Origin of the sequence: Halopenitus persicus, assembly GCF_900107205.1 — an archaeon.
In the GTDB taxonomy this organism is placed as follows: domain Archaea; phylum Halobacteriota; class Halobacteria; order Halobacteriales; family Haloferacaceae; genus Halopenitus; species Halopenitus persicus.
Genome location: NZ_FNPC01000004.1, coordinates 180,651 through 193,254, shown reverse-complemented (window position 1 = coordinate 193,254; position 12,604 = coordinate 180,651). Strand labels below are relative to the sequence as shown.

15 protein-coding genes are annotated in these 12,604 nt (G+C 69.3%); 8 read left to right on the top strand and 7 right to left on the bottom strand.

Annotation, left to right across the window (positions count from 1 at the left end):
- Positions 1–127: 127 nt before the first annotated feature.
- Positions 128–1,636, bottom strand: coding sequence for a D-aminoacyl-tRNA deacylase (locus tag BLV25_RS08190; protein WP_092732096.1), 1,509 nt, complete (start codon positions 1,634–1,636; stop codon positions 128–130).
- Between the two features lie 99 nt (positions 1,637–1,735).
- Positions 1,736–2,026 carry a DUF7565 family protein gene (locus BLV25_RS08185; RefSeq protein WP_021075185.1) on the bottom strand — a complete coding sequence of 97 codons (291 nt, stop codon included), beginning with the start codon at positions 2,024–2,026 and terminating at the stop codon, positions 1,736–1,738.
- Positions 2,027–2,168: 142 nt separating this feature from the next.
- On the opposite strand from BLV25_RS08185, the gene BLV25_RS08180 reads away from it, so the two are divergent.
- Entirely contained in the window at positions 2,169–2,930 is a 762-nt protein-coding gene (locus BLV25_RS08180; RefSeq protein WP_039400326.1) for a PHP-associated domain-containing protein, read from the top strand.
- 62 nt (positions 2,931–2,992) lie between these two features.
- On the opposite strand, the gene BLV25_RS08175 is transcribed toward BLV25_RS08180, so the two are convergent.
- Positions 2,993–3,484 carry a metal-dependent hydrolase gene (locus BLV25_RS08175; RefSeq protein WP_021075187.1) on the bottom strand — a complete coding sequence of 164 codons (492 nt, stop codon included), beginning with the start codon at positions 3,482–3,484 and terminating at the stop codon, positions 2,993–2,995.
- A 137-nt stretch (positions 3,485–3,621) separates the two neighbouring features.
- Between BLV25_RS08175 and BLV25_RS08170 the strand changes: the two genes are divergently transcribed.
- Positions 3,622–4,548 carry a sulfide-dependent adenosine diphosphate thiazole synthase gene (locus BLV25_RS08170; protein ID WP_021075188.1) on the top strand — a complete coding sequence of 309 codons (927 nt, stop codon included), beginning with the start codon at positions 3,622–3,624 and terminating at the stop codon, positions 4,546–4,548.
- A 9-nt stretch (positions 4,549–4,557) separates the two neighbouring features.
- On the opposite strand, the gene BLV25_RS08165 is transcribed toward BLV25_RS08170, so the two are convergent.
- From BLV25_RS08165 to pth2, 3 genes are all read right to left on the bottom strand, one after another.
- Complete coding sequence (locus tag BLV25_RS08165) at positions 4,558–5,016, bottom strand: transporter (protein WP_092732093.1); 459 nt, start codon at positions 5,014–5,016, stop codon at positions 4,558–4,560.
- A 105-nt stretch (positions 5,017–5,121) separates the two neighbouring features.
- Positions 5,122–6,609 carry a tRNA pseudouridine(13) synthase TruD gene (truD, locus tag BLV25_RS08160; RefSeq protein ID WP_092732090.1) on the bottom strand — a complete coding sequence of 496 codons (1,488 nt, stop codon included), beginning with the start codon at positions 6,607–6,609 and terminating at the stop codon, positions 5,122–5,124.
- A gap of 3 nt (positions 6,610–6,612) precedes the next feature.
- Positions 6,613–6,951, bottom strand: coding sequence for a peptidyl-tRNA hydrolase Pth2 (gene pth2 / locus BLV25_RS08155; protein WP_021075192.1), 339 nt, complete (start codon positions 6,949–6,951; stop codon positions 6,613–6,615).
- A 53-nt stretch (positions 6,952–7,004) separates the two neighbouring features.
- Between pth2 and BLV25_RS08150 the strand changes: the two genes are divergently transcribed.
- The 6 genes from BLV25_RS08150 (at position 7,005) to BLV25_RS08125 (ending at position 11,640) form a co-directional block, all read left to right on the top strand.
- Positions 7,005–7,802 (top strand): Yip1 family protein, encoded by a 798-nt coding sequence (locus BLV25_RS08150; protein WP_256335679.1) that lies wholly within the window; start codon positions 7,005–7,007, stop codon positions 7,800–7,802.
- A gap of 51 nt (positions 7,803–7,853) precedes the next feature.
- The gene (dcd, locus tag BLV25_RS08145) at positions 7,854–8,480 is read left to right on the top strand and encodes a dCTP deaminase (protein WP_092732087.1); all 627 of its coding nucleotides are present in this window, start codon (positions 7,854–7,856) and stop codon (positions 8,478–8,480) included.
- A gap of 4 nt (positions 8,481–8,484) precedes the next feature.
- Positions 8,485–9,384 (top strand): thiamine-phosphate synthase family protein, encoded by a 900-nt coding sequence (locus BLV25_RS08140; RefSeq protein ID WP_092732084.1) that lies wholly within the window; start codon positions 8,485–8,487, stop codon positions 9,382–9,384.
- 81 nt (positions 9,385–9,465) lie between these two features.
- Positions 9,466–9,702: an antitoxin VapB family protein gene (locus tag BLV25_RS08135; RefSeq protein ID WP_021075196.1), complete on the top strand. Its 237-nt coding sequence runs from the start codon at positions 9,466–9,468 to the stop codon at positions 9,700–9,702.
- Positions 9,638–10,093, top strand: a complete 456-nt coding sequence (locus tag BLV25_RS08130) for a type II toxin-antitoxin system VapC family toxin (protein WP_256335678.1) — start codon at positions 9,638–9,640, stop codon at positions 10,091–10,093. Before BLV25_RS08135 ends, BLV25_RS08130 begins: the two co-directional genes overlap by 65 nt.
- Positions 10,094–10,260: 167 nt before the next feature.
- Positions 10,261–11,640, top strand: a complete 1,380-nt coding sequence (locus BLV25_RS08125) for an MFS transporter (RefSeq protein ID WP_092732078.1) — start codon at positions 10,261–10,263, stop codon at positions 11,638–11,640.
- A 73-nt stretch (positions 11,641–11,713) separates the two neighbouring features.
- Here the strand turns inward: BLV25_RS08125 and BLV25_RS08120 are convergent, their stop codons facing one another.
- Positions 11,714–12,583 carry a shikimate dehydrogenase family protein gene (locus BLV25_RS08120; RefSeq protein WP_092732075.1) on the bottom strand — a complete coding sequence of 290 codons (870 nt, stop codon included), beginning with the start codon at positions 12,581–12,583 and terminating at the stop codon, positions 11,714–11,716.
- Positions 12,584–12,604: the final 21 nt, after the last annotated feature.

Sequence of the window (12,604 nt, the reverse complement as noted above, 5' to 3'; positions counted from 1 at the left end):
CGTCAGACTCCCGTCAGACGCCGAAACGGGTGTTCTCGGCGGATCGACCGCGTTCGAGCCGATGATCACGTGCGGCGACGACCATCGTATGCGGCGACGACCATCGTATGCGGCGACGATCCGGCCGTCACCGCGGGAACCGAACGTCCCGCTCCCGGGTGACGTCCTCTGGGGTCACGGTCCGACCGTCGACGTCGACGGGCTCCCCGGCCGCGAGCCGGCCGAACTTCGGTCCCTCGGGAACGCCGTGGTCGGCCGCGAGTCCGGGATCGAAGGCCCGCTCGCTCGCGACGACCGCGTCCGCGGCGACCGTCACGTCGCGGAAGCCCTCCCGGAGCACGTCGGCGAGCGCCCGGACCAGGGCGTCGTACTCGCCGGCGCCGGAATCGGAATCGCTCTCCGTCGATCCGGAGCCGTCGGTCGCGAAGGCGGCCGACCCGGCCGCCCGCGTTCCCGATTCCTCCGTCTCGAAGGCGACCGTGTGTCGCTCGACGGCCGTCCTCGTCGCGTCGTGGTCGATCCCCTGTGCCCGCGAGAGCAGGTCCGCGGGAAGCTCCCTGACGGCGAACGCGTCGGAAGCCGTCGGGACGACGTCGCCGAATCGCAGCCCGTCCGCGACGGGCGCGACATCCGCCTCGAGGCGTTCGACGAGCGCCAGCGGGCGGTCGCCGACCTCCCGAACCCACGTCTCGCCGACCACGCGGTAGCCGAGGTCGTCGATCGTCTCCCGGAGGGTCGGTCGATCGCCCTCGATGACGGCGTACTCGGCGGCGCTGGCCGCGAAGGCGCGGTCGACGACGGCGGCGTTCTCGGCCGGGGATCCCAGCTCCGCGAGCTGCCAGTCGGAGCCGATGTGGCCGACGCCCCACGCCGTCTCCTCGACGATGCGGGTGAACCGCGGCGCATAGTGTCCGCCGCCGAACCCGACAACGTGACGGGTCTTCCCGTCGGTTCCGACGAGATTGGCCGGGTCGACAGGGTCGTTCGTATCAACCGACTGGGCAGCGACGTGGTCGTCGATCAGGTCCGAGACGGCGCGTGCGACGGCGCGAGCGCCCGCCGGGTCATCCCACTGCTCGTCGCCCGACCCCAGTTCGGCGAACAGCGAGGGGACCGCGGTCCCGCTGGGGCCGTGGTGGGTGCACTCGATCCCGACGTCGTACTCGGCCGGAGCGTGCTCGGCGAACCCGGCGACCAGCCGCTTCTGGGCGGCCGGCGCGGCGCGCGCGAACGCGCCGTCGTCCCCGCCGTACTCGGCGGGTCCGAAGTTTCCGGTGAAGTGAGCGGTCAACAGCGGTCCGGTGTCGCCGGCGTGGCGGGAGACGAAGACGAGGAGGTCGGGCTCGCGGTCCGCGAGGAGGTCAGGATCGCGGTCCCCGGCGTGGCTGGTTGCCGATCCGTCCGTTCCGTCGGCCACCGATGTGACGGTCCCGAACGCGGGTGACGGGTCGTCGAGATAAATGTGGAGGTCCTCGAACGTTCGCAGCTCCGCGCCCGGGCGGCGGTGAACCGTCCCGCCGCCGTCGGCGTCGGGGCGCGAGTCATCCACGAACGCGCCCCACTCGCCGATCTCCAGGAGCCGGTCGCCGATGTGTTCCGACGCGCGGTCCGCGCGGCTGACGACGATCGCGATCACTGGGTGACCATCGGCGGGTCGCGATTGAATAGGCGTCGATCCCGAACCGCGGGCGCGTCGAAACCAGCCGGAACCCCGAGCCGGGAAACCGGCTCCGAATCAGCCGTTGATCCGGTCGACGACCGACTGGAGGTCGGCGGTCGACTCGACCGTCTCCTTGATCCGCTCGCGCTCGCGGACGTCCTCCGAGTCGGCGTCGTACGCGCGGACGTACTCGGCGCGGGTGTGCTCGTCGAACGCGTGCCGGATCGCGAAGTAGCCGTCCGGGATGACGGTCCCGCAGACCTTACACTCGTGTCGCTGGTGCTCGGTCGTCTGGTGAACGATCGCCGACTCGACGTCGTCGAAGGCGGCGCGACATCCGCTGATTCCGCACGTCCAGCCGGGCATACGTGGACGGACGGCCCGGGCCGCATTAACCGTTTTCCCCTGCAGCCGTTCCGGCCCCACCGGCCACAGCGAACCGCATCCCCGCGGTCGAGGCCGGCGGGGAACGACACGCATTTGCTGGGGGACGCCCGACGTGCCGAACGTGCCACACACCGGGACCCGGGTCGACGCCCACGTGAAGGTACTCGACGAGACCGTCGTCGAGCGCGCGAAGGCGCGCGGGCTCGACGCGATCGTCTACGCGCCGCACTTCGAGCGGCTGCCGACGGTTCGCGAGCGGGCCGAGCGGTTCTCCGACGACGAGCTGCTCGTCGTCCCCGCCCGCGAGGTCTTCACTGGCGACTGGCGGAACCGCCGCCACCTCCTCGCGCTCGGACTCTCCGATCCGATCCCGGACTTCATCACCTTCGAGGGGGCGATGGCGGAGCTCGAGCGCCAGGACGCGGCGATCCTCGTTCCCCACCCGACGTTCGCGACCGTCTCGCTCACCCGCCCGGAGCTCGACGCACACCGCGACCGGATCGACGCGGTCGAGACGTACAACGCGAAGCTGTTGCCCCACCAGAACCGGCGGGCGCGCCGCGTCGCCCGCAAGCTCGAGCTGCCGGGGCTCGGCAGCTCCTACGCCCATCTCCGGGCAACCGTCGGCGAGGCCTGGACCGCCTTCGCGGACGAGCTGGAGACGGCAGCGGCCCTCGTCGAGGCGTTTAAATCGGACGCGCCCCGTCGAGTCGTTCACCGCTCCGGGCTCGAGCACCGGATTCGGGGCGCGATCGAGTACGGCCACCTCGCCTACGAGAACACCTGGAAGCGGCTCGACCGGCTGTTCCTCTCGGGCGACGACCCGACGAACCCGCGCAGCGTCTTCTACGAGGGCCGGTTCGACGACGTCGCGGTGTACTGATCCCCGACCGGGAACGCCGGCGAGGGCGGCGTGTGCCGGGCGGCCGCGAGACGTGCCGACCGCTAGACCCCGATGGCCTGCGAGACGGTCGCGACGTCGACGTTCAGGTCGACGACGTAGGTGTGGACCGCCCAGAAGGCGGCGATCTCGAGGGCGGTGATGATCACCGTGACGAGGTCGGCGTAGTCGCTTGAGGTCGTGACGCCGAACGGCAGGGAGAACTCCGAGCTCGACAGCGGGTGGAACAGCGCGATCCCGCGCCGGCTCCCGACGAGATCGAGGACGTAGTGGGTGAGAACGCCGACCCAGACGTACTGGAGATTGTCGAAGACGATCGGGTACGCGGCCACGATCCCGAGCACGGTGAGGCTGTGCAGCGTCTTCCGGTGTTTCCCGAAGGCGGTGTCGACGTCCGGAAACAGCGCCCCCAGGACGATCGGCACGGTGACCTGCGCGATCTTGATCGCCGTGTTCCGGTCGACGGCCGGCTCCAGCACGAATCCGACGCCGACCGCGAGCAACAGCGCGTTGAGCACGTGACCGCGTTTGTTCATCGCCCGATGCTCGGAGTGGGACCGACTCAAGCGTTTCCCCCGCGGTCGGGACCTCGACCCGATCGGACGGTCCGACCGACGACCGGCGCGTCTCCGACCACAACCCCTAATACAACTCGAGAATATTCATTAGTTGTATGAACGACTTCGATTCGTTCAGCGACGTGAGCGAGGCGAACGTGACCAAGGCGATCGGCAACGCCTGGAGCGAGGAGTTCCAGGAGTTCACCGAGTCCGAGGTGATCATCGTCGGCGGCGGTCCCTCCGGGCTGATGGCCGCCAAGGAGCTGGCCGAGCGCGGCGTGAAGGTGATGGTCGTCGAGAAGAACAACTACCTCGGCGGCGGCTTCTGGCTCGGCGGCTTCCTGATGAACAAGGTGACCGTCCGGGACCCGGCCCAGGAGATCCTCGAGGAGCTCGACGTCGACTACGAGCCCACCGAGGAGGCCGAGGGCCTCTACGTCTCGAACGGCCCCGAGGCCTGTTCCGGGCTGATCAAGGCGGCCTGCGACGCCGGCGCGAAGATCCAGAACATGACGGAGTTCACCGACATCGTGGTCCGCGACGACCACCGCGTCGGCGGCATCGTGATGAACTGGACGCCGGTCCACGCGCTGCCCCGCGAGATCACCTGCGTCGACCCGATCGCGGTCGAGTCCGACCTCGTCATCGACGCGACGGGCCACGAGGCGGTCGCGATCAGCAAGCTCGACGAGCGCGGCGTCTTCGAGGCGCCCGGCATCGAACACGCCAAGGAGCACAACACCGGGATGGACGCGACCGGCGACGACCAGTACGGCGCGCCCGGCCACGACTCGCCCGGCCACGACTCGATGTGGGTCTCCGAGAGCGAGGACGCCGTCGTCGACCACACCGGCGTCGTCCACGACGGCCTGATCGCCACCGGGATGTCGGTCGCGACGGCCTACGGTCTCCCGCGAATGGGACCGACCTTCGGCGCGATGCTGGTCTCCGGCAAGCGCGCCGCCCAGTCCGCCATCGACGAGCTCGGCGTCGACGCCGCGGACGTCGGGTTCTCCTCGCCTGCGCCGGCCGACGACTAGGTCAGTCGGTCACGCGACGACGTTGCTCGCGAGCAGTCCGGCCGTGACGAGCAGGAGGACGGAGACGGCCGCCGCAGCCAGGAAGAACGGGCGGGCGTCGCGGGCCGGTTCGCGCAGCTTGTCGGTCGACACGCCCGACAACAGTTTTTTCGAGCCGATCTCGACGAGCGCCGCGAGCACGAACCAGAGGCCGAGCATCGTCAACACGAGGTGGCCGCTCCCGGTGCCGGTCAGCCGCTCGATCGTGTAGGTCGTCCCGGCCATATGGCCGCCGGTCACGAACAGCACGACCGCCGACAGCCGCGTCACCAGCTGCAGCCGACCGACGATCGACGCGATCGCGTCGGTCCCGATCGTCGCGGTCGAGGCCGCGGGCACCACCGTCGCCGACACGAACAGCACGCTGCCGGTCCACAGGGCCGCGAAGGCGACGTGGAGCGTCCACACCGCCGCAGGAATGATCTCCATAACCACGGTACGATCGCCGGATCCTTAAATACCGTTCACCCATCTCGACGATCGATTCCGCCGCGGCCGCGTGGCCGCGTGGCCGTCGAAGCGCCCGGACCCGTCTCAGAGATCGAGCGGCCCCGTCTTCAGGAACTCCCGCAACAGGACGGTCGCGTAGCTCCCGCTGGGCAGCGCGAACGCGAACTCGAGGTCCTCGGAGACCGAGAGGTCCGTCGTCACGAGGATCGCCCGGCGGGTCCCGGTCGAGTCGAACTCTCCGGGCAGCGAGAAGTCCGCCGGCTCGATTCCGGCGTCCGCGAGGACCTCACGCTCGATCTCTCCGGGCTCGCCGTCGGCGAGTTCGGTCCCGGTCCCGATCAGGGGCGCGGTGACGAACGCCCGGCGTCTGGCACAGTGGCGCCGCAACACCGGCACGCGGTCCTCGGTGACGCGCTGGAGCCGGTCGACGTCGGGGGCGTACAGCTCCTCCGGCGCCTCGTCGTCCGCGAAACAGACGACGTCGCCGGCGACCGGCTCGTGGAACGGGAGTCCGCGCTCGAGCCGCTCGCTCAGGATCCGGTTGAACAGCGCCGACTGGGCGGCGTTCACGAACAGCCGCTGGAGGTTCGAGGGAACCGCCTCGAGCGCGTGTCGCCAGCGGCCGCCGGAAGCAGCCGCGCCGTCGGTTTCGGCGGGGGTCTCGTATTCCTCGGGCGTCGGCTCCGTCAGCCGGTGTAACATCGCGCGCTCGAACCGAAGCCGACCGGGCATTCGGTCGAGACAGGCCTCCCAGTCGGGCGAGTCGCTCGCGAACTGCTCGTCGACGACCGCCCGCGCCTCGCGGGTGTCCGCCGGTTCGGCGTCGGAGGGGTTCCCGACGTAGACCCGAACGGCCTCGCGCCACTCGCCGCGGACGATCGCCAGGCCGACCCGGTGGGTGACCGGTCGGACGCTTCCGAAGCGCTGCTGGCCGAAGTAGTTCGGAACCGCGGCGGGGTCGTCCGGATCGACCGCCGTCGGGTCCGACGCGCCGGTCGCAAACGCGCGCAGCTCGTCGGCGATCGCCGCGGCCCGCTCCTCCGGTGGAGCCGCACCGGCTTGCTCGGCACCGCCGGCGTCCGGCTCCCGAACCCGGATCTCGAAGGCGTTGCCGGCCAGATCGCCGAAGGAGATCGGCCGGCCGGCGACGCCGACGACCTCGATCGACGCGCCGTCGATCCCGCTTGCGACCTCGCGGACCGCCTCGGGGTCCGCGTCGCGGACGGTCATCAGCTGGGTCGTCACGGCGCGTTTGTCCTTCGTGCCGGCCCAGGAGACGCGCTCGCGGCTGATCCCGAGCGCGTCCGAGAGCCGGCGGGCGAAGTCGTTCGTGTCCCAGTCGAACAGCCGGACGCGGATCACGAGCTCGGGGTACGCGCCCCGATCGGGAGCCGTGCAATCGTCGTTCGATCCGGCGTCGCTCCCGTCGCCGATCGGTTCGGCGTCGAAGGCCTCCAGCTCGCGAACGCGGAAGTCCTCGGGCGAGACGCGGAGCCGGCCGCCGATCCCGTCCGTCTCCGAGACGTAGCGGTCGATCCCGACCGCCCGCTCGAGGGGATGTGCCTCGCGCATCGGTCAGTACAAGGGGAGGTCGCCGGTGACCCGGTCGACCAGCTCCTCCGAGCCCGGGCCGACCGCGAGCGCGCTGACGGTTCCGGGCTCGAGCTCGGTGTGACCGGCGTCGCGGACGATGGCGTACGGGAGCCCCTTCCGCTCGGCCTTATCGGCGAGCTCGAAGAGCTGGCTCTCGGAGTCGCCCCGGAGGACGACCTTCTTCTGTCCGCTGCCCTTCCACCGCTTGCGCGCCTTGCGGCCCGCGTCCTCGTAGGCCGACAGCGAGGCGTGTGCGACCTGTGCGGCCAGTTTCCCCTCGCCCATGTTGAGATCCGCCCGCGCGACGATCGCCTGTTTCATACTCCTTCCTTCGCGGCCACGGATTTATAAGCGCGTTTCGAGAAACGCGATCCGTGTCCCTCCAGCGCGACGTGCGTGCGCTGCTCGCCAGCGCCCGCTCCGCCCTCACAGCGGTTCGATCCGGCCTCGACACGGTTCGCACTGCCCTTCTCAGGCCGCGCCGGTTTTTCAGTTCGTCCCCGTACGGCGACTCCCTCGCGGTCGGGCTCGTCGTCGTCCTCCTGGTCGCGCTCGCGCTCACCGCCGGCATCCTCGCGCTCGGCGCCGTCTTCGACGCGACCATCGACGCGACGGTCACGATGGACAACCCCGACCGCCCCGACGACTGGGTCTGCGAGCAGCTGGGCGCGGACGCCGACTCGCCGATGTACGACGCGTGCCAGGAGCCGGCACAGATCGAACGCGACCTCGGGTCGATGCTTCGGGAGGCGACAGCCGGATTCCTCCACTACGGCTTCCTCGGCGTCGGGATCTGGTGGCTGCTGGCCGCCGGCGCCGTTCACGTCGGCGCCCGCGTCGCCGGCGGCGAGGGAACGATCGGCGACTCGCTGACGGTGGCGGCGTGGGCGCTCGTCCCCGAGCTGCTCCGGCTGGTCGTGGGGATCGCGGCGATCTACCACGCGATCGAGACCGCGACGATCGACGCCGCCTCCCCCGAGGCCTTTCGGGACGAGCTGCTCGCCGCCTTCGCCGGGATCGAGACGCCGCTGCTCGCGGTCTCCGCCGTCACGATCGCCTGGCAGTGGTGGATCCTTCGGGGCGGGATCGCGGAGCGACACGACGTCTCCACGCTCGCGGCCGGGACCGTGGCGGGCGTCGTCGCCGTCGTCGCGTTGCTGGTCGCGGCCTGAACGCTCGCGCGATTTCCGAGCATTAAGGTTACGGCGATCCGTGGTACCGGTATGATACTCTCGGACGTCGACATCCTCCGCCGCCTCGAGGACGGCGACCTCGCCATCGAGCCGATCGACGACCTCGACCAGCAGGTCCAGCCCGCAAGCGTCGACCTCCGGCTCGGCGAGCGGTTCCTCGAGTTCCAGCGCGCGAACATCCCCTGCATCCACCCGGCCAGCGCCGACGAGGTGGGCGAATACGTCACCGAGACCTTCGTCGAGGAGGGCGAGGAGTTCGTCCTCCATCCCGGCGACTTCGTCCTCGGAACGACCAAGGAGCGCGTGGCGATCCCCGACGACCTCGTCGCGCACGTCGAGGGGCGGTCCTCGCTCGGGCGGCTGGCGATCGTCGTCCACGCGACCGCCGGGTTGGCGGACCCCGGATACGAGGGCCAGATCACCCTCGAGCTGTCGAACCTCGGGACCGCGCCGGTCGCGCTCTCGCCCGGGATGCGCGTCTCACAGCTCACCTTCACCGAGCTGACCACGCCCGCCGACCGCCCCTACGGCGAGGAGCGCGGCTCGAAGTACCAGAACCAGGACGGGCCGCAGGCCTCCCGGATCGGCAGCGATCCGGAGTTCGACGACGACGATGATGCGGACGCCGGCGAGAGCGGCGGTGCCGGGGAGGCGTAACGCCATGCGATTCATCGAGGAGGTAGTGGTCGAGGAGTTCCTCCCGACCGTCCGGTCGATGCTCGCAGCGGACCTCCGCGACCGCGGCCTGACCCAACACGAGGTCGCCGAGGCGCTTGGCATCTCCCAGTCGGCGGTCTCGAAGTACGCCCACGGCGAGGTCGCTCGCCACGACCGGATCGTCGCCGACGAGCGCGTTCGGGATCTCGTGGATAGGGTGGGGGAGGGGCTCGCGACCGGCGACATGAGCCGCGTCGCGGCGCTCGTGGAGATCGAGATCCTGATCCGTCGGCTGGAGGCGGGCGACCTGCTCGCGGAGCTCCACGAGGAGGCGATGCCGGCACTGGCGGACGCAGACGTCGAGTTCGCGGTCCACGACCCCGACAACGCGCTTCGGGAGCGCGAGCGCGTGCTCGCGTCGGTCCGGCGCGGGCTCCGCACGCTGCGGAACGCCTCCGGCTTCGCGGCGCTCATCCCGAACGTCGGCGCGAACGTCGCCGAGGCCCTTCCCGACGCGGAGACGATCGACGACGTCGCCGCGATCCCGGGCCGGCTCGTCGACGTCAAGGGATCCACGATGGTCCCCGGCGATCCCGAGTTCGGCGTGAGCGAACACGTCGCCACCGTGCTGCTCGCGGCGCGGGCGGCCGGCGCTCCCGTCCGCGGGGCGGTCAACCTCCGGTACGACCCGGATCTCCTCGCGGCGCTCGGCGAGGACCATCCGACCGTGGAGTTCGACGCCGAGGCCCCCTCCGCCGAGGCCGTCCGGAACGCCCTCGACGGCTGGACGGGCGAGTCGCCGGTCGTGATCTACCAGACCGGCGCCGTCGGCGTCGAGCCGATCGTCTACGTTCTCGCCGGCGACGCCGTCGAGGCCGCCCGGATCGTCCGGGAGTATTTATAAAGACCTGAACTACTGGCGAGAGTCACTTAAAAAGAACGTCCAAAGAAAAGCATTTGGGAGAGTGCATACAACTGTATGCATATGTCGAAAAGCATTCGCCTCTCGGAGGAGGCCTACGATCGCCTTGCGGCTCATAAAGCAGAGGACGAGACGTTCTCCGAAGTCGTGCTTCGGCTGGCCGGTGAGCGATCGCTTCTGGAAATCGCAGGGATTCTAAGCGACGAGGAAGCCGACGCACTCCGTGATGCCATCGATGACCGTCGTGAACGCCGCGCGAACGAACTCGAGGAGGTCGCGGACCGGATGCGGGGAGCGTGACGTGCTGCTTGATACATCCTTTCTCATCGATCTGATGAATGGCGACGAGGACGCCATCAAGAAGGCGGAGAAATTGGAGAATGACCTCGTTCAGCAACGCCTCTCTTCGATGACGCTTTTTGAGTTGTATTATGGCATTGCCCGCGCATCCACTACCGAAACTGAACGGGAGAAGGTGGAGCAGGTCCTTGCATCGAAACCGATTCATCCCGCAGATACCGCCGTTATGCGGAAAGCAGGACGGCTCTCAGGAGAGTTGCAGAACAACGGATCGCCCGTCGGTGACGGTGACGTGATCATTGGTTCGACCGCCGACGTCGTAGAGGAGCCCGTTCTCACTCGAAACGTGGAGGACTTCGAACGCCTCGGCGTCGATGTCGAAACGTACTAAGTACGTGAATCGCCTCGGGGTCACGCCCCGGGGTATTCGTCGTGACCGCCGATGAATTTGTATTTAAACCAATATTCCCTATAAAAATAGGACAATAGCCAGTAATACGTCTCTAAAACGTATACAGTTCGAGATGGTTATTTATAATAGGGCGATATCCAGTATATATGAACGGCGACGGGACTGCGAAGGTGCTGACGCGGCTCGACGCGCGACGCGTCCGGTGGCTGATGTGGGGCGTTCTCGCGTTCGGCTACGTGCTGATGAGTTTCACCCGCGTCTCGACGGCGGTGTTGGCGGAGTCGCTGACGCTCGCGTTCGACGTCACGGCGACGGAACTCGGGCTGCTCCACTCGTCGTTCTTCTACCTCTACGCCGCGATGCAGTTGCCCGCCGGGCTGCTCGCGGACCGATACGGCCCGCGCCGCGTGGCGGGGGCAGGCACGTTCGTGATGGGCCTCGGTGCCGTCGCGTTCGCGACGAGTGACTCGTTCCTCGTCGGCTTTCTCGCCCGCGCACTCGTCGGCCTCGGCGGGAGCGTCATCTTCCTCGCCATTCTTCGGTTCGCCGTGACGTGGTTCCGGGCGGACGAGTACGCCACCGTGACCGGGATGACCATCGGCGTCTCGGCGCTCGGCGGCATCGTCGCGACGACGCCGCTCGCCCTCGCGGCGTCCGTCGCCGGATGGCGAGCATCGATGATCGCCGTCGGGGCGTGCTGCGTCGTCAGCGCCCTCGGCATCTTCCTGGTGGTCCGCGACCGACCGGCCAACCCCGTCGGCGAATCGGCAGCGTCGGCCGATGAGTCGGTGGCGTCGACCGATGGGTCGGCGGAACCGGACGATGGGTCAGCGGAACCGGACGATGGGTCAGCGGAACCGGACGACCACGACGCAGCCACGTCACTCCGTGCCGACTTGCGGTCCGTCCTCGGTGGCCCGAACGTGTGGGTTCTCGGCGTGCTCCACTTTCTGATCCTCGGCGTCAACTTCACCGTCATCGGCCTGTGGGGCGTCCCGTACCTCGTTCATCTCTACGACCTCTCCGTCGCACGCGCCTCGCTGTACGTCCTTGCAGGGAACGTCGGTCTCCTCGTCGGGTCACCGCTGTTCGGCTGGGTCGCGGACCAGGCCGACGCTGACACCGTGCTGGTGTTGGTCTCGACGCTCGTGTTCTGTCTCGTCTACGGCACCATCACGGCCCTCGGGACGCCGCCGCTCGTTCTCGTCGGCGTCCTCTTCTTCGCGGCCATGTTCGTCAACGGCGGGAGCTCGCTCGTGTTCCCCGTCGGGCGTCGACGGCACCTCGACGAGGTGAGCGGAACGGTGAGCGGGGCGATAAACAGCGTCGGCTACTTCGGAGCCGCCGTCGTGCCTGCCGTGATGGGCGCGGCGCTCGACGTGTTCTGGACCGGCAAGACGGTCGGCGGCACGCCCGTCTACTCCTTCGTGGGCTATCGCGTCGCGTTCGGGATCGCCACGGTTGCCGGCCTCGCGGCCCTCGCGTGTGCGCTGTGGATCCACCGGACCCGGCGGCCCGTTGAGTGAGCCGACGGAAACCGTGACGAACGGCAACGTGGAACGCAACGCATTCGGTTCCGGTTTTGATACGTCGTCGTCCTCACTCCAGTTCGTCCCGGAGCGCCTCGTTCATCGCGTCGACCGGCGCGTCCCGGCCGGTCCAGATCTCGAACGCTTCGACGCCCTGGAACAGCAGCATCCACGCGCCGTCGATCGTCGTCGCGCCGGCGGCGGCCGCCTCCCGGAGGAGCCGCGTCTCGATCGGCGAGTAGACGGCGTCGAGGACGGCGAGGTCGGCGTGCAGCAGGTCAGCGTCGACCGGCGTCTCGTCCGACTCCATCCCGACGCTCGTCGCGTTGACGAGCACGTCGGCGGTCGGGACGCGGTCGGGGAGGGTGTCGAGCCCGCCTCCGGCGGCGTCCGGAACCGCCTCGGCGAGCGAGCGAGCGCGCTCGGCAGTCCGGTTGGCGATATGGACGCGCGCGCCGGCGTCGGCGAGCGCGAACGCGGCGGCGCGCCCCGCCCCGCCGGCACCGACGACGACGGCGTCCGTGCCCGAAAGCGGCACGTCGTGGTGGGCGAAGGCGCGCTGGACGCCGGCCGCGTCGGTGTTGTAGCCCCGCGGTCGGGGCCGTGTGTCGTCGGATCGGTGTCGGGACCGGGCGTCGTCGGCCGTTTCGTTCCCATCGCCGCCAGCCGGACCGAAGTCGATGGTGTTCACCGCGCCGATGCGCTCGGCGAGGTCGTCGGTCCGCACGTGCTCGAGGACGTCCCGTTTGAACGGGATCGTCACGTTGAGCCCGCTGACGCCGAGCGCGGCCGCGCCGTCGATCGCCTGCCCGACCGCGTCGGGAGCGGGTTCGAAGGTGACGTATCGTGCGTCGATCCCCAGCTCCTGGTAGGCCGCCTCGTGCAGCGGCGGCGACAGCGAGTGCTCGACCGGGTTGCCGATCAGGCCGTAGACGTCCATACCGACAGGGACGTCGCAGGG